The sequence below is a fragment of the Variovorax paradoxus genome (assembly GCA_016806145.1).
Classification (GTDB): domain Bacteria; phylum Pseudomonadota; class Gammaproteobacteria; order Burkholderiales; family Burkholderiaceae_C; genus Variovorax.
This window is the reverse complement of record CP063166.1, coordinates 2,919,994-2,936,645: the sequence shown is the minus strand read 5'-3', so window position 1 is coordinate 2,936,645 and position 16,652 is coordinate 2,919,994. Positions and strand designations below refer to the sequence as shown.

14 protein-coding genes and 1 pseudogene are annotated in these 16,652 nt (G+C 70.6%); 6 read left to right on the top strand and 9 right to left on the bottom strand.

Features of this window, described 5'->3' with window-relative positions:
• Positions 1–76: 76 nt before the first annotated feature.
• Both INQ48_13575 and INQ48_13570 read left to right on the top strand, forming a co-directional pair.
• On the top strand, positions 77–829 hold the full coding sequence (locus tag INQ48_13575) for a response regulator transcription factor (protein ID QRF60174.1): 753 nt from the start codon (positions 77–79) through the stop codon (positions 827–829).
• On the top strand, positions 771–2,726 hold the full coding sequence (locus INQ48_13570; GenBank protein ID QRF60173.1) for a histidine kinase: 1,956 nt from the start codon (positions 771–773) through the stop codon (positions 2,724–2,726). Before INQ48_13575 ends, INQ48_13570 begins: the two co-directional genes overlap by 59 nt.
• 15 nt (positions 2,727–2,741) lie before the next feature.
• Here INQ48_13570 and INQ48_13565 read toward each other — a convergent pair whose 3' ends face one another.
• The 5 genes from INQ48_13565 to INQ48_13545 form a co-directional block, all read right to left on the bottom strand.
• A complete protein-coding gene (locus INQ48_13565) occupies positions 2,742–2,990 on the bottom strand; it encodes a hypothetical protein (protein QRF60723.1) in 249 nt (82 codons plus the stop codon).
• Between the two features lie 142 nt (positions 2,991–3,132).
• Positions 3,133–4,611, bottom strand: a complete 1,479-nt coding sequence (locus INQ48_13560) for a DegQ family serine endoprotease (GenBank protein ID QRF60172.1) — start codon at positions 4,609–4,611, stop codon at positions 3,133–3,135.
• A 210-nt stretch (positions 4,612–4,821) separates the two neighbouring features.
• Positions 4,822–6,165 carry a HAMP domain-containing protein gene (locus INQ48_13555; GenBank protein QRF60722.1) on the bottom strand — a complete coding sequence of 448 codons (1,344 nt, stop codon included), beginning with the start codon at positions 6,163–6,165 and terminating at the stop codon, positions 4,822–4,824.
• Positions 6,166–6,188: 23 nt separating this feature from the next.
• On the bottom strand, positions 6,189–6,848 hold the full coding sequence (locus INQ48_13550) for a response regulator (GenBank protein ID QRF60171.1): 660 nt from the start codon (positions 6,846–6,848) through the stop codon (positions 6,189–6,191).
• Between the two features lie 55 nt (positions 6,849–6,903).
• A complete protein-coding gene (locus INQ48_13545; protein QRF60170.1) occupies positions 6,904–7,674 on the bottom strand; it encodes a helix-turn-helix domain-containing protein in 771 nt (256 codons plus the stop codon).
• A gap of 130 nt (positions 7,675–7,804) precedes the next feature.
• Here INQ48_13545 and pobA point away from each other — a divergent pair, with 130 nt between their 5' ends.
• Positions 7,805–8,986 carry a 4-hydroxybenzoate 3-monooxygenase gene (gene pobA, locus INQ48_13540; GenBank protein ID QRF60169.1) on the top strand — a complete coding sequence of 394 codons (1,182 nt, stop codon included), beginning with the start codon at positions 7,805–7,807 and terminating at the stop codon, positions 8,984–8,986.
• Here pobA and INQ48_13535 read toward each other — a convergent pair.
• Genes INQ48_13535 through INQ48_13525 form a run of 3 tightly spaced genes read right to left on the bottom strand, consistent with a single transcriptional unit; the run spans position 8,956 to position 12,713 of the window.
• Complete coding sequence (locus INQ48_13535) at positions 8,956–9,384, bottom strand: SRPBCC family protein (protein QRF60168.1); 429 nt, start codon at positions 9,382–9,384, stop codon at positions 8,956–8,958. The genes pobA and INQ48_13535 overlap by 31 nt on opposite strands.
• Before the next feature lie 49 nt (positions 9,385–9,433).
• Positions 9,434–10,345, bottom strand: a complete 912-nt coding sequence (locus tag INQ48_13530; GenBank protein ID QRF60167.1) for a helix-turn-helix transcriptional regulator — start codon at positions 10,343–10,345, stop codon at positions 9,434–9,436.
• Between the two features lie 37 nt (positions 10,346–10,382).
• Positions 10,383–12,713 (bottom strand): xanthine dehydrogenase family protein molybdopterin-binding subunit, encoded by a 2,331-nt coding sequence (locus INQ48_13525; protein QRF60166.1) that lies wholly within the window; start codon positions 12,711–12,713, stop codon positions 10,383–10,385.
• A gap of 236 nt (positions 12,714–12,949) precedes the next feature.
• Here INQ48_13525 and INQ48_13520 point away from each other — a divergent pair, with 236 nt between their 5' ends.
• From INQ48_13520 to INQ48_13510, 3 genes and pseudogenes are all read left to right on the top strand, one after another.
• The gene (locus INQ48_13520; GenBank protein ID QRF60165.1) at positions 12,950–13,705 is read left to right on the top strand and encodes a leucyl/phenylalanyl-tRNA--protein transferase; all 756 of its coding nucleotides are present in this window, start codon (positions 12,950–12,952) and stop codon (positions 13,703–13,705) included.
• Complete coding sequence (locus tag INQ48_13515; GenBank protein ID QRF60164.1) at positions 13,702–14,451, top strand: arginyltransferase; 750 nt, start codon at positions 13,702–13,704, stop codon at positions 14,449–14,451. Before INQ48_13520 ends, INQ48_13515 begins: the two co-directional genes overlap by 4 nt.
• Positions 14,452–14,481: 30 nt before the next feature.
• Positions 14,482–15,252, top strand: a pseudogene (locus INQ48_13510) (IclR family transcriptional regulator).
• A gap of 173 nt (positions 15,253–15,425) precedes the next feature.
• Here the strand turns inward: INQ48_13510 and INQ48_13505 are convergent.
• Positions 15,426–16,601, bottom strand: a complete 1,176-nt coding sequence (locus INQ48_13505; protein QRF60163.1) for a serine hydrolase — start codon at positions 16,599–16,601, stop codon at positions 15,426–15,428.
• Positions 16,602–16,652: the final 51 nt, after the last annotated feature.

The window sequence follows — 16,652 nt, the reverse complement described above, 5'->3', positions numbered from 1 at the left end:
GTATATAGGATGGGCACGGCGCGTGCCGGCCCCTACGCTGCGGACTCCACCCACCCGAGGACCGCAGCCCCGCGCCATGGCCATCGACACCGCAGCCGCCCCCCTTCTCTCGACCACGCAGGTCGCGCTGGTCGAGGACGACACCGGCATGCGCGAACGCCTGGCCCGCGTGGTCGATGCCGATCCCTCGCTGACCCTGGCCCATTGCGCCTCGACCGCGACCGAGCTGCTCGCCTGGCTCGAGGACAACCCGGTCGACGTGCTGCTGGTCGACCTGGGGCTGCCCGACCTGCCGGGCCTGCAGGTCATCGACCGCTGCCGCAGCATGCAGCCGGCCTGCGCGGTGATGGTGCTGTCGATCTTCGGCGACGAGGCCAACATGCTGCGCGCCTTCGAGGCCGGCGCCAGCGGCTACCTGCTCAAGGACGGCACCGAGAGCGAGCTCGCGGCCCACATCCGCCACCTGCGCGCGGGCGGCTCGCCGATGTCGCCGGTGATCGCGCGGCAACTGCTGCGACGCTGGCAGGCGCGCAGCGATGCGCCCCTGCCTGCCGGCGCCAGCGCACTGGTCGGGCTGGCCCAGGGCACGATCGGCTCGGCCATGGCATCCTCGGCGCTCCCGCGCACGCCGCCCGTGCGGTTGTCGCCGCGCGAATCGGAGGTGCTGGACCTCGTTTCCCGTGGTTTCACCTATGCCGAGGTCGGCGCGCAGATGGGAGTCTCGGCTTCGACCGTTCAAACCCATATTCGCAATATCTACGGCAAGCTGGATGTCCATAACAAGTCCGAAGCCGTGCTCGAGGCGCGCAACCTGGGCTGGCTGCCCTGAGCGGGCTTCCGCCGCCACTGCCTCTTCTTCCGATCTGCGCTTCCTGTTCGCCCTGGTCGCCGCGCTGCTGCTGATCGCCGGCCCGGCCGCCGCCAGCGGCACCGCCTCCCCCTACACCGTCACCAGCGCCGAGGCCCGCCTCGAGCCCGACGGCCTGCCCGCCGAGGAGCGCCGGGTGGAGCTGCCGTTCCGCTGGGACCATGCCTTCCCGGGTCGTGGCGGCAAGGCCACCTACCGCATCGCCCTGCCCGCGGCGACGGCGCCCGCGAGCGAGCCGGCCGCGCTGCTGTTCGCGGGCGTGGGCAACCAGGTCGCGATCGAGTTCAACGGCACGCCGCTCGCGGGCTTCGGCACGCTGGGCGATCCGTCCTACGACACCAAGGGCACGCCGTTCGTGCCGGTGGCCGTGTCGCTGCAGCGCACCGGCGCCGCGCAGGAGCTGGTGATCCGCACCACCATGCAACGCCAGCGCGGCGCGGCGCTGGCCACGCTGCAGTACGGCACCGAGCGCGAGCTGCTGCCGCGCTACCGCGCCTACCAGCGCTGGCGCCACACCTCGGTGATCGTCAATGCGGCCATCCTCGCGCTGATGGGCTGCCTGTCGGGCGCGCTCTGGCTGCGCCAGCGCCATGCGCTCTATGGCTGCTTCGCGCTCGCCGCGCTGTCGGGCCTGCCGCACAACATCGACCGGGTGCGGCCCGACATGAACCTGCCCTGGCCGCTCTGGGGCGTGGTGATCGCGGTCTGCTATGCGCTGCACATCGGGCTCATCACGCGCTTCGTGCTGCTGGTGCTGCAGCGCGGCTCGGCGGGGCTGGTGCGCGCGCTCTATGCGGCGATGGGCATCGCCGTCGCGAGCGCCATCGCCTCCTTCGTGCTGGCCTGGCCGGCGCTGTGGACCGCCGGCCTGGTGCTGCTGAACCTCACGGGCGTGGCCTGCCTGCCGGTGGTGGCGCGCAGCGCCTGGGTCGAGCGCCGCACGATCGCCATGGTGCTGCTGCTGGCGGGCGTGCTCGCCATCCTCGCGGGCATGCACGACCTGCTGCTGGTGCGCATGGGCTTGTTCGGCGGCTCCGACATCTCGCAGACGCCGCGCGCCATGTTCTTCTTCGTGCTGATCCTCGCGGGCCTGGTGGTCGACCGCTACAGCCGCACCGTGGCCGATTACGGCGCGCTCAACGCCACGCTGGCCGAACGCGTGGCCGAGCGCGAGGGACAGCTGCGCGTGGCCTTCGACGCGCTGCGGCTGCAGCAGCAGGAACAGGCCGTGCTGCTCGAGCGGCAGCGCATCATGCGCGAGATCCACGACGGCGTCGGCTCGCAGCTCGTGGGCCTGCTCAACGTCGTGACCCAGCCCGCGCCCGACCGCGCGGTGGTCGAGGAGCACGTGAAGCTCGCGCTCGACGAGATGCGCATGGCGGTCGACTCGCTGCAGCCCACGCACGACGACCTCGCCACCGTGCTCGCCACCCTGCGCTACCGGCTGCAGCCGCGGCTGGACGCGGCCGGCATCGCGCTGGTGTGGGACGTGGGCGTGATCCCGCCGGTGGCGCCGTTCTCGGCCCAGGCCGCGCTGCAACTGCAGCGCATCCTGCTCGAGGCCTTCACCAACGTGCTCAAGCATGCGCGCGCCACGCGCATCGTGCTGCATGCGCGCTGGCAGGCCGACGCGCAGCCGCCGCGCGTGCACATCGTGCTGACAGACGACGGCGTCGGTCTGCGGCCCGCGGGCACCGCGCCGAAGACGACGGGACATGGCATCGCGAACATGCGGGCACGCGCACTGAGCATCGGCGCGCGGCTGGAGATCGCGGCGGTCGAGCAGGAGGAGAACGCCGCCGGCGGCACGCGCATCACGCTCGAGTGGCCGGGCGCGATCGATTGCCCGCAGCACTGAACGCGGGCGCCGGGCTCAGCGCAAGGCGAAGGTCAGCGCCACGGCGCCGAGCGCCAGCAGCGCCAGGCCCGCGATGAACACCACCTCGCCCCAGGCCTCGAGCCGCGCGCCCGAGCGCCGCATGCGCATCGAGATGAACGACAGCAACGCGCTGGCCAGGAAGACCAGCGCGTCGACCGCGAGCAGCCGATCGATCACCAGCCGCAGATCGTCGCGTGGACCGAGGTGCCCGATGGACATCACGGTCATGCACACGCCGATCATGGTGGCGGAGGTCGGCAGGATGTGGGCCGACAGCCCGTTGGCGGCGCTGTCGGCAGGGTCGAGGCGTTCGGCCCGCGGGGCCGAAGACCGTCGGTGCGGCGGCTTCATCGGTCGTCGCGCGTCGGGGTCCGGCCCGGGGCTGTCAGCCGATGCGCACCGGCACGAAGATCTTGTCGTCGCCGCGCTGAATCAGCAGCGCCACCGACTTGTCGGCCTTCGCGACCACCTCGCGCACCTGCTCCACCGTCTTGGCGGGCGTGCCGTTGATCGCCAGCAGCACGTCGCCGGCCTGCACGCCGGCCATCGCCGACGGGCCGGCCGCGTCCTCGATCAAGAGGCCGGTCTCCACCGCGGCCTCGCGCTTCTCGTCGGGCTGCAGCGGACGCAGTGCCAGGCCCAGCTTGCCCTGGCCGGTGGCCTTGTCGGCCTTCGCGACCTGGGCCGGCTTGTCGCTGGCATCGCCGAGCTTCGCCGTCAGCTCCTGGCGCTCGCCCTGGCGCCACACCTCGAGCGTGACCTTGGTGCCGGGCGCCTGCTGGCCGATCACCGCGGGCAGGTCGCCCGAGGACACGATGGGCTGGTCGCCGACCTTGCGGATCACGTCGCCGGCCTTCAGGCCCGCCTTGTCGCCGGGGCCGCCCTTCTCGATGTTCGAGACCAGCGCGCCCTCGGGCTTGTCGAGCTTGAAGGAATCGGCGAAGGCCTGGTTCACTTCCTGCACCGCCACGCCGAGGCGGCCGTGCACCGCCTTGCCGGTGGCGACGATCTGGTCCTTGACCTGCACCGCCACGTCGATCGGGATCGAGAACGACACGCCCTGGTAGCCGCCGCTGCGGCTGTAGATCTGCGAGTTGATGCCGACCACCTCGCCGCGCGTGTTGAGCAGCGGGCCGCCCGAGTTGCCGGGGTTCACCGCCACGTCGGTCTGGATGAAGGGCACGTAGCTGTCGTCGGGCAGCGTGCGGCCCTTGGCGCTGACCACGCCGGCCGTCACGGTGTTCTCGAAGCCGAAGGGCGAGCCGATGGCCAGCACCCATTCGCCGACCTTCAGGTCCTTGGTGTTGCCCAGCGCGAGCACCGGCAGGTTCTTGGCGTCGATCTTGAGCACCGCGATGTCGGTCTTGGCATCGGCGCCCAGCACCTTGGCGCGGTACTCGCGGCGGTCGGTGAGCTTGACGGTGACCTCCTTCGCGTCCTTCACCACGTGGGCGTTGGTCAGGATGATGCCGTTGGCGTCGACGATGAAGCCCGAGCCCTGGGCGCGCACCGGCACGTCGCGCTGCTGCTGCTGGCCGCGCGGGTTGATCTGGCCCTGAAAGCGCCGGAAGAACTGGAACATCGGATCGTCGGGATCGATGCCCTGGATCTGCGCGGTCTCCTCGTCGTCCGAGGCCTTCATGGTGCCGGTCACGCTGATGTTGACCACGGCCGCGCCGTCGCGCGCGGTGATGGTCGAGAAGTCGGGCAGCGTGACCATCGCGGCCGGCGCGGTCGCGGTGGCATTGGTGGGCGTGCCCACGGCGCGCGCGCTGGTATAGGCGCCGGCGCCGACGGCGCCGATCACGCCCGCGGTGGCCAGGGCCAGGACCAAGGCACGGGGCGAAGTCAGTCGGGTGTTCATGGATCGGTTCCTTTCATTGCGTCGTGACGCTGATGCGATGGAAGGAATGTCGTTGCGCTCGCTTAAGCGCCGCTTAAATGCGGGATCGAAGAGCCGGACGCAGAGGACGCGAAGATGGCGCGAAGGACGCAAAAGAACAGCCAAACTTTTTTTGAGTTCCGTTCGCGCTCTTCGCGAAACCTTCGCGTCCTCTGCGTCCGGCTGTTCTCTTCAGGTCTTCGTCGGAAAGCGCACCACCACCCGCAGCCCGCCCAGGCTCGGCGAGGCAGCGAGCGCCACGCTCGCGCCATGCAGCTCGGCGATCGACTTGACGATCGAGAGGCCGAGCCCGCTGCCCGGCGCCTGCGGCTCGCCCGAGCGGTAGAAGCGGTCGAGCACGCGCTCGCGCTCGGCGGGCGGCAGGCCCGGGCCGCTGTCGTCGACGCTGAGCTCGACCGCCTCGCCCTGGCCCTCGCCCTGCCGCACGATCGCGATGTCGACGCGGCCATCCTCGGGCGTGTACTTCACGGCGTTCTCGAGCAGGTTGCGCAGCAGCATGCGCAGCGCCTCGGGCTGGCCCTTCACCGCGGCGCCCTCGTCGGCCCGCGCGATGCCGATGTCGATGCGCCGCGCCTGCGCCGCGGCCACCGCGTCCGACACCGCAAGCCGCGCCACCTCCGCGAGCGCCACCGGCTCGGGCGGCGCGCCCGCGGCCATGCTGGCCTCGTGGCGCGCGAGCGCGAGCATCTGCTCGACCAGCCGCGTCGCGCGGTCGATGCCCGCCACCAATCGGCCGATGGCGAGCTCGCGCGCGCCGTCGTCGGTGGCGCGCTGCAGGCCCTGCACCTGCAGCTTGAGCGCGGCCAGCGGCGAACGCAGCTCGTGCGCGGCGTCTGCCACGAAGTGCTTCTGTGCCTCGAAGGCCTGCCGCACGCGATCGAACAGCAGGTTGAGCTCCTGCACCAGCGGGCGCACCTCGTCGGGCAGCTTCTCCTCGCTCACGGGCGAGAGATCGTCGGCCTGGCGCGAAGCCACCTGGGTGCGCACGCGCGCCACCGGCGCGAGCGAGCGGCTCACCACCCACCACACGACCAGCATTAAGAGCGGCGCCATCAGCGCCACCGGCGCGACGGTGCGCAGCGCCAGGGTGCCGGCCATGTGCTGGCGCGCCGCCATGTCCTGCGCCACCTGGATCACCAGAGCGCGCGTCTGCATCGAGAACACGCGGTAGGTGGTGCCGCGCGCGCGCACGTCGGCGAAGCCCAGCACCGCGAGCTGCGGCAGCGCGGCCTGGTCGGCCGATTCGAAGATGCGCACGCCGTCGGCGGTCCAGACCTGCACCACGAAATCGAAGTTCTGCTCGGCACCGCCGAGGCCGCCCACCGCCGCGCTCGGCGGCAGGCCCGCGCGCAGCGACAGCGCCATCTGCTGCATGTGGTAGTCGAAGATGTCGTCGGCCTCCTTGAGCACCGTGCGGTAGGCCACCAGCGCCTGCGCGCCGGCCGCCAGCACGATGGCCGCGAGCAGGAACCACAGCAGGCGCGCGCGCAGCGAGCCGGTCATGCGCGCGGCCAGGCCCATCACACCCCTCACGCCGCTCACGCCTTCGGCACCATGTAGCCGACGCCGCGCACGTTGCGGATCAGCTCCGCGCCGAGCTTCTTGCGCAGGCCGTGCACGTAGACCTCGACCGCGTTGCTGCTGATCTCGTCCTTCCAGCTGTAGAGCTTCTCCTCGAGCTGCGCGCGCGAGAGCACCATGCCGGGCCGCGCCAGCAGCGGCTCGAGCACGGCCCATTCGCGCGCCGACAGCACCACCGGCTGGCCGGCCACGCTGACCTCGCGGGTGGCGGGATTGATGCTCACGCCCATGTGCTCGTAGACCGGCTCGGCGCGCCCGGCCGCGCGGCGCAGCAGCGCGCGAATGCGCGCCAGCAGCTCGTCGAGGTCGTAGGGCTTGAGCACGTAGTCGTCGGCGCCGGCGTCCAGGCCCTCGATGCGCTGCTGGATCGAATCGCGCGCGGTGGCGATCAACACCGGCATGCGCTGCTTGCGCGCGCGCAGGTTGCGCAGCACTTCGAGGCCGTCGCGGCGCGGCACGCCGAGGTCGAGCAGGACCAGGTCGTAGTCCTGGGTGCGCAGTGCCGACTCGGCACTGTCGCCGTCCTTGACCCAGTCGACCGCGTACTGCTCGGCCCGCAGCAGGTCGAGCACGGCTTCGCCGATCATCACGTCGTCTTCGAGGAGCAGCAGTCGCATGGCGGGTTCCTGGAGTTCTGGTTTCGAGGTTCGAGGCGGCCGAATCGGGCGAAGTTCAAAGCAGCGCGCGCACCTCGCGCGCGGCCTCGAACAGCAGCGGCAGCATGTCGCGCCGCACCGCCTCCTCCTGGTAGCGCGCGCCCGACAGCACCACGTTGAGCGCGGCCACCGTGTGGCCCTGCATGTCGCGCAGCGGCACGGCCAGCGCCTGCACGCCGAGCTCGTGCTCCTCGCTCGCGAAGCAGTGGTCTTCTTTTCGCGCGCGCGTCACCAGCTGGCGCAGCGCGCGCGCCTGGGTGGTGGTCTGCGGCGTGAGGCGCGCGAGATGGCGGCCCGTGAGCCAGCGCGTGAACTCGACCGGCGGCAGCGCGGCCAGCAGCACGCGGCCCGTGGAGGTGGCATGGGCCGGCAGCCGCGCGCCCAGGTGCAGGCCGTAGGCCAGCACGCGCGTGGGCGTGCCGTAGCTGCCGCTGCGCGCCACGATCACCACCTCCTCGCCGTCGAGCACCACGGCCGAGAAGGATTCGCCGGTCTGCGCCGCGAGCCGGTTCAGGGTGGGCTGCAACGCGCGCGGCAGGCGCGACGAGGCCAGGTAGCTGCCCGAGAAGCGCAGCACCTTCGGTGCCATCCAGAAATAGCTGCCGTCGGTCTCGAGGTAGCCCAGGTGCGCAAGGGTCAGCAGATGCCGGCGCGCCGCGGCGCGCGTGAGGCCGGCGCGCTCGGCCGCCAGGGTGGCGTTGAGGCGCTGGCGCTCGGTGTCGAAGCTTTCGAGCACCGCCATTCCCTTGGCGATGCCCTCGATGAAGTCGGCTCTGGCGATGGTCATGAGTGGGGCGAAGCGGGAAGTTGCGCGATCATCGCGCAGCCATTCGCATGATCGCACACAGCCGCATCGGCCGGCGTGCCAGGGCGGCGCGCGCGGCCTACGCTTCGCGCAACTTCTCGGAGACATCGACATGCGCACCCAGGTAGCGATCATCGGCGCCGGCCCGGCCGGCCTTCTGCTCGGCCAGCTTCTGTTCAAGGCCGGCATCGACAACGTCATCGTCGAACGCCAGAGCGGCGACTACGTGCTCGGGCGCATCCGCGCGGGCGTGCTCGAGCAGGTCACGATGGACCTGCTGGAACGTGCCGGCGTCGACGCCCGCGCCAAGGCCGAGGGCCTGCCGCACGGGGGCATCGAACTGCTGTTCAAGGGCGCGCGCCACCGCATCGACATGCACGGGCTCACGGGCGGCAAGCAGGTCACGGTGTACGGCCAGACCGAGGTGACACGCGACCTGATGGAAGCGCGCGCGGCCGAGGGCCTGACCACCATTTACAGCGCCGCCAACGTGAGCCTGCACGACTTCGACTCGCGCTCGCCGCGCGTGCGCTACGAGAAGGACGGCCAGACGCACGAGATCGAATGCGACTTCATCGCCGGCTGCGACGGCTACCACGGCGTGAGCCGCGCGAGCGTGCCGGCCGATGCGATCCAGACCTACGAAAAGGTCTACCCCTTCGGCTGGCTCGGCGTGCTGGCCGACGTGCCGCCGGTGTCGCACGAGCTGATCTACGCCAACACCGAGCGCGGCTTCGCGCTGTGCAGCATGCGCAGCGCCACGCGCAGCCGCTACTACGTGCAGGTGCCGACCGAGGAACGGGTGGAGAACTGGAGCGACGAGGCCTTCTGGAACGAGCTGCGCGCGCGGCTCGATCCGGAAGCGCGCGAGCGGCTGGTGACCGGGCCTTCGCTCGAGAAGAGCATCGCGCCGCTGCGCAGCTTCGTGGCCGAGCCGATGCGCTTCGGTTCGCTGTTCCTGGCCGGCGACGCGGCGCACATCGTGCCGCCGACCGGTGCCAAGGGGCTGAACCTCGCAACGGCCGACGTGGGCTACCTGTCGCGCGCCTTCGAGATCTTCTACCGCGAGCGCTCGGCCTCGGCGCTCGACCGCTATTCCGACCTGTGCCTGCGCCGGGTCTGGAAGGCCGAGCGCTTCTCGTGGTGGTTCACCTCGCTGATGCACCGCTTCCCCGAGACCGGCGCCTTCGGCCAGAAGATCCAGGAGGCCGAGCTCGACTACCTCGTGCATTCGCACGCGGCCTCGACCTCGCTGGCCGAGAACTACGTCGGTCTGCCGCTCGAGGACTTCTGAGCCTCGGCCTCGAGCTTCTTCTTCATCGCGGCCGCGCCCTCGTCCATCATGCCGGCGATGTCGGGCGCGAGCTCGTCGGGCAGCACGTCGGTGATCCAGACGAAACGCGAGCGCCCTTCGCCCGCGTCGAACACCTGCGCCGACGCATGGTGATGCCGCATGCGGCTGCCGGTGACGGTGTAGGCGATGCGGCGCAGCGATTCGTCGATCGACACCGGCAGCTCGCGCGCCACGCTGCCGTTGGAGAAGTCGAGGATGCGCGCGCCCTCCTCGTCGATGCGACAGCCCGTGAGGAAGCCCGGCGCGAGCCGCTGGTGCACGGCGCGGAAATCGCGCAGCGCGTCCCAGACCTGCGCCGCGCTCGCGGCGAGTTCGAATTCCCGGTGGATGGTGGCCATGGCGGGCTCCTTCGCGCTCAGGGATGGCGACCTGCGCGGGCCGGGGCTGTCAGTTCGATGGCGTGGTGCATGACGATGGCTTCCTGGTCGATGAATGGATCAGGCGCTCATCGTCGAGCAAGGCCGCGAGGCGGTCTTGGAGAATCTTGCGGTCGCCGCGCGCGGCACGGCGGAAGTCGCCCGGCGAGACGCCGGCGGCGCGCCGGAAGGTGCGCACGAAATTGCTGAGGTCGGCAAAGCCCACGTCGAGCGCGATCTCGGTCACGGGCCGGTCGCCGTCGGCGAGCAGGCGCGCCGCATGGCGCAGGCGCGAGCGCACGAGGTACTGATGCGGCGTCACGCCCAGCACCTGGGAGAACAGCCGCAGGAAATGGAAGGCGCTGAGCCCGGCCTCGGCCGCGGCCCGTTCGAGGCCGATGTCCTCGTGCGAACCCTCGGCGATCCACATCGCGGCGTCGACGGCGCGGCGCCGGTCGCGCGCGGGGGCGGCGCCAGGCCGCGGCGCCTCGCGCCCCTCTACCAGATCGACGAAGCGATGGGCGAAGCACATGCCGACCTCGTCGACGCCGAGGTCGCTGCGGCCCTCGACCGCGGCCTGCGCGAGCTCGCCGAGCACCATCAGCCCGGGCAGCGGCGGCAGGCCGCCGGCCTGCCAGGTACCGCGCCCGCCGCCGATCAGCTCGACGAAGCCCGGCGAGAGATGGAAGGCCAGGCACTCGTCGCCGCAGAGGTGGTGGTCGTGGGTGCAGACGTATTCGTCGCCCGGCGCGCCGACGAGCACCGAGCCGGCCACGAGTTCGTAGGCATGGCCACGCGTGCGACAGCCGAAGCTGCCCTTGCGCACGTACGAGACCGAGTGGCCCTCGTGCATCTCGGCGAAAGGCGGGGCATCGGGGCCGGCATCGCAGCGGTAGCTCGAGACCCGGATCGGCTCGGTCTGCAGTTCGGTGACCACGAGCATGGTGGTTCTCCCGCAGTACCGGCCGCGCGGCGGGTCCTCAGTCGATCGTCTGCATCGCCTGCCACACGCGCGAGGGGCTCAGCGGCATGTGCAGGCGCGGCGCGCGGGCGGCATGGCCGTTGCGCGCGAAGGCGTCGGCCACGGCGTTGACGATGGCCGGCGTGGCGCCGATGGTGCCCAGCTCACCCACGCCCTTGACGCCCAGCGGGTTGTTCTTGCAGGGCGTCGACTCGTCCATCTCCATGTGGAACATGGTGCTGACGATGTCGGCGCGCGGCGCCGCGTAGTCCATCAGGCTGCCGGTGACGGGCTGGCCGGTCTCGTGGTCGTACACCACCTGCTCGTAGAGCGCCTGGCCGATGCCCTGCACCGCGCCGCCCTCGAGCTGGCCGCGCACGATCATCGGGTTGACCACGCGGCCCACGTCGTTGACCGAGCTGTAGGCCACCACGCTGATCTCGCCGGTGGGCGGATCGATCTCGATCTCGCAGATGTGGCAGCCGTTGGGCCAGGTCGGGCCGGCCACGGTGCTGGTGGAGTCGACGAAGATCTCGCGCTCGGGCTGCTTGCCCGCGAGCGTGAACAGGTCGAGCTCGAGGTCGGTGCCGATCACGGCGAAGGCGCCGCGGCTGTAGGTCACGTCGTCGATCGCCACCTCGAATTCCTGGGCCGCGAGTTCGCGCGCCTTGTCGATGGTGCGCTCGGCGCCGATGCGCACCGCCGAGCCGCCGGTGAACAGCGAACGCGAACCCGCGCTGCCGAAGCCGTCGCCGCGGTCGGTGTCGCCGAGCACCACGCGGACCTTCTCGATCGGCACGCCGAAGGCATCGACCGCGAGCTGCGCCAGCGAGGTGGCGATGCCCTGCCCCATGGCGTTGACGGCCGAGAACACCTCGATCACGCCGTCGGCCTGTACCGAGACGGTGACGCGCTCCTCGAACACGTTGCCGCCGGTCCATTCGAGAAAAGTGGCGATGCCCAGGCCGCGGTGGCGGCCGTTGCGCGCCGATTCGGCGGCGCGGCCCTCGAAGCCGTTCCAGTCGGCCAGGCCCAGCGCCTGGTCCATCACCGACTCGAACTTGCCGGTGTCGTAGGTCTGCGCCATCGGGTTCTTGTACGGCATCTGCTCGGGGCGGATGAAGTTGCGCCGGCGCAGCTGGATGCGGTCGATGCCGGTCTGGCGCGCGGCCTCGTCCATCAGCCGCTCGATGGTGAAGATCGCCTCGGGCCGGCCGGCGCCGCGGTAGGCGCCGGTGGGCGCGGTGTTGGTGAGCACCGCCTTGAAATGGAAGTCGATGGTCTGGATGTCGTAGACGCTCGTCTGCACCCAGGGGCCGATCAGCAGCTGGATCGCGACGCCGGTGCCGGTGGCGTACGCGCCGACGTTTGCCAGCGTCTTGATGCGCAGCGCGAGAATGCGGCCGTCGGCGTCGAGCGCGAGCTCGGCCTTGGCCTCGATGTCGCGGCCGTGGGCGCTCGAGAGGAATTCCTCGCTGCGGTCGGCCACCCACTTCACGGGGCGCTTCACCTGCAGCGCCGCGAAGGCCACCGCGATGTCCTCGGGATAGGCGCCGGTCTTCATGCCGAAGCCGCCGCCGACGTCGCCGACCACCACGCGGACCTTGTCCTTGGCCAGGCCGATGGCGGCGCAGATCGAGTCGCGCACACCCGAGGGCATCTGGGTGCTCATGCGGATCGTGAGGCGGCCGGTGTCGGCGTCGGGCGCGGCGATCACCGAGCGCGGCTCGATGGTCAGCGCCACCACGCGCTGGTTGACCACGTCGAGCGCCACCACGTGGGCGGCCTTGGCGAAGGCGGCCGTGGCGGCCTCGCTGCTGCCGTGGCGCATCTCGGCCGCGATGTTGCCGCCGGCCTCGTCGCACAGCTGCGGCGCGCCTTCGGCGGTGGCGGCCGCGAGGTCGACCACCATCGGCAGCTCCTCGTACTCCACCATCACGGCTTCGGCCGCGTCGCGCGCCTGCTGCACGGTGTCGGCCACCACCACGGCGACGGCCTCGCCGACGAAGCGCACGCGTTCGTGCGCGATCGCACGGCGCGCGGGGCTGGCGCTGTCGCTGCCGTCGGCGCGCTTGAAGCCGGCGGCGCCGGGCATCGGCTTGACGCCGGCCGCGGCCAGGTCGGCACCGGTGATCACGGCGAGCACGCCGGGCAGCGCGAGCGCCGCCGAGGTGTCGATGGCGGCGATGCGCGCGTGGGGGTACGGGGAGCGCAGGAAGACCAGATGGGACTGGCTCGGCAGGGACACATCGTCCGTGTAGCGGCCGGCACCTGAGAGAAGACTCTGGTCTTCGAGCCGGCGCACGGCCTGGCCGCTGCCGAAACGCATGGGGTTGGGGTCTGTGGTCAACGTGGTCCTCTTGTACCGGGCCCGCGCACAACGCTGGCGCGCGGGGCCGTCATGGGGTGCTTCTTCGAAGTGAGCTCCGCACTATATGTGAGCTGGAGCAAACGTGTGCGCCTTTGGACGAGTGCATTGGGAGGGCACCAGAAAAGGGCGTGCCCGAGCGGCCCGTGGCGCGACCGGCGTCGGGTTTTCGCCCCCGATACGAAGATGCGCCCCGCAAGCCGTGTATACCTACGGCCATGCGACAACTGCCCTGGCTCGAACCCGGCGATGCCCTGCCCGACCCCTCGACGGCGTGGGGGATCGCCGACCCCGTGCCCGGGCTGCTGGCCGCCGGCGGCTCGCTCGACGTCGATACTCTCTTGCGCGCCTATGGCCGCTGCGTCTTTCCGTGGTTCAGCGAGGACCAGCCGATCCTGTGGTGGAGCCCCGATCCGCGCATGGTGCTGCAGGTGGAAGATTTCCGGCTCCATCGCTCGCTGCGCAAGACGCTGGCGCGCTTCGCGCAGGCGCCGGGCTGCGAGATCCGCATCGATCACGACTTCGCCGCCGTGATCCGGGCCTGCTCCGGCTCGGCCCGACCGGGCCAGTCGGGCACCTGGATCGTGCCCGACATGGTCGCCGCCTATACCGAATTGCACCGGGCCGGCCATGCCCACAGCGTCGAGACCTGGATCGACGGCGAGCTGGCCGGCGGCCTCTACTGCGTGGCGATCGGCGGCGCCGTGTTCGGCGAGTCGATGTTCACGCGCCGCCCCGACGCCTCGAAGACCGCGCTGGCCGCGCTGGTGTGCCTGTGCCGGCGCTTCGGCGTGCGGATGATCGACTGCCAGCAGAACACGGCCCACCTCGCGAGCCTGGGCGCGCAGGAAATGCCGCGCGAACGCTTCGTCGAACACGTGGCCCGGGCCCGGGAAGCGCCGGGGCCCACGTGGCGTTTCGAGCCCGTATACTGGTCCGAACTCCTGCCTGCGCGACCTTCTCACCCGACGTGACGCACCTCAAGGATCTCCCGCTCCACACGCTGCAGTTCTACGCGACCGCGCCCTATCCCTGCAGCTACCTGCCGGACCGCCAGGCCCGCTCGCAGGTGGCCACCCCCAGCCACCTGATCCACAACGACGCGTACTCGGACCTGGTGCTCAGCGGCTTCCGGCGCAGCGGCATGTTCACCTACCGCCCGTACTGCGACGGCTGCCGCGCCTGCGTGCCGCTGCGGGTGCTGGCCAATGCCTTCAAAGCCTCGCGCAGCCAGCGCCGCGCGGTCAAGCAGCACGCCGACCTGCAGGCGCGCGTGCTCAAGCTGTGCTTCGTGCCCGAGCACTACCAGCTCTACCTGCGCTACCAGAACGGTCGCCACGCCGGCGGCGGCATGGACCACGACAGCATCGACCAGTACACCCAGTTCCTGCTGCAAAGCCGTGTGAACTCGCGGCTGGTCGAGTTCCGCGAGACCCTGCCCGACGGCAGCGCGGGCGCGCTCAAGATGGTGTCGATCCTCGACGTGCTCAACGACGGCATCTCGGCCGTCTACACCTTCTACGAGCCCGAGGACGGCATGGCCTACGGCACCTACAGCGTGCTCTGGCAGATCGAGCAGGCGCGCAAGCTGGGCCTGCCCCACGTCTACCTGGGCTACTGGATCGAGCACAGCCCGAAGATGAACTACAAGGCGCGCTTCGCACCCCACGAATTGCTGATCGATGGCCGCTGGCAGCGCGCCAGCGATTTCACAAGATAAAATGGCGCCCGGTCTTCACCGCACAGCGCCATGAGAAAAAACCATTCCGACATTCCGGCCACCCCCGTCATCCAGGTCATCGAACGCATGTTCGCGCTGATCGACGTGCTGGCCTCGCGCGAAGAAGCGATTTCCCTGAAGGAAATCAGCGAAAAGACGGGGCTTCATCCCTCCACCACCCACCGCATCCTCAACGACCTCGCGGTCGGCCGCTTCGTCGACCGCCCCGAGGCCGGCAGCTACCGGCTCGGCATGCGCCTGCTGGAGCTCGGCAACCTGGTCAAGGGCCGGCTCAACGTGCGCGACGCCGCGCTGGGCCCGATGCGCGAGCTGCACAAGCTCACGCAGCAGCCGGTCAACCTCAGCATGCGCCAGGGCGACGAGATCGTGTACATCGAGCGCTCCTACAGCGAGCGCTCGGGCATGCAGGTGGTGCGCGCCATCGGCGGCCGCGCCGCGCTGCACCTCACTTCCACCGGCAAGCTGTTCCTGGCCGCGGACGATCCGCAGCGCGTGCGCAGCTACGCCACGCGCACCGGGCTGGCCGGCCACACGCGCAACAGCATCACGCAGCTGCCGGCGCTCGAGCGCGAGCTGTCGAAAGCGCGCCAGTACGGCATCGCGCGCGACAACGAGGAGTTGGAGCTGGGCGTGCGCTGCATGGCCGCCGGCATCTACGACGACCAGGGCAAGCTGGTCGCGGGGCTGTCGATCTCGGCGCCGGCCGACCGGCTCGACGAAGGCTGGCTGCCCAAGCTGCAGGCGACCGCGAACGAGATCTCGGAGGCGCTGGGCTTCAAGCAGGGCGTGGCGCCGGCTGCCGGGGCCGTGGCGGCCGCGCCGGTGTCGCCGGCAGGCGGAGCCTCCACCCCCGCACCCTGAGGGCGCCTGGGCGCCTTCCAGGGCTTGGAGAAGCCCTCCGCACCATGAAAAAAGCCGGCAACCGCCGGCTTTCGTCTTTGGGGCGGGCCCGATCAGCCCGCGACCTGGTACGCCACGTTGCGCGAAGCGGCCGGTGAACCCGGCACGGCGTGCGTGGCCTCGACCCAGCGGCGCACGCGCTCGGCGTCGGCAATGCGGCTGAACTTGCCGGCCGAATCGAGGAACACCATGATCAGCTTGCGGCCCGCGACCCGGGCCTGCATCACCAGGCACTGGCCGGCTTCGGAGATGTAGCCGGTCTTCTGCACGCCGATGTCCCAGTCCGGGCTCCTCACGAGGCGGTTGGTGGTGTTGAACTGCAAGGTGCGGCGGCCGACCTCGACCTGGTACTCGGGCGAGGTGGACAGCGAACGCACGGTGGCGTCGGCGTAGGCGGCATTCACCAGCAGCGCCAGGTCCTGCGCGCTCGACTGGTTGCGGCTCGACAGGCCGGTGGGCTCGACGTAGCGCGTGTCCTTCATGCCGAGCATGCGCGCCTTGGCGTTCATGATGCTCACGAAGGTGCTGAGGCCACCGGGATAGGTGCGACCCAGCGCGTGGGCGGCGCGGTTCTCGCTCGACATCAGTGCCAGGTGCAGCAGTTCACCGCGCGTGAGCGTGGTGCCGACCGTCAGGCGCGAACTGCTGCGCTTCTCGGTGTCGACGTCGTCCTGGGTGATGGTGATGAGCTCTTCGTTCGGCAGCTTGGCCTCGCTGATCAGCAGGCCGGTCATGAGCTTGGTGAGCGATGCGATCGGCAGCACGGCGTGGTCGTTCTTGCTGAACAGCACCTCGTGCGTGTCCTGGTCGACCACCAGCGCGACGCTCGACTTGAGTTCGAGCGCGTCGTCGGTGGTGTGCAGGCCGGCCATCTGGCCGAAGGACTGGCGCGGCGGCGCCTCGACACGGACCACCGAGCGGCGCTGCACGGCCACCACGGTCTTGCCGTTTTTCTTCTGCAGGGTGGCCACCACGTTGCGGCCACCACGGACCACCTTGTCGGCCTTGTCTTCGCGGCCGCCACGCTTGACGACCTTGGACGACGCGGCATTGCGCTTCACCTCGACCGGCGCGGCGCCGCGGGCTTTCTTCGAGACGGCCGCCGTCTTGGCGGGGGCGGCCTTCTCTTTTTTGGCGGCCTGGGCGCCGGACAACAAAAAAGCCGTCGCGCAGAACGCGACGGCGAGAGTGCGAAGGCTTGAAACGCGGTGGAGACGGGCTTCGGGCATGTACAAAATCTCCAGCGGCAGGAATAAGAACCGCAGTGTATCGAAATCAAA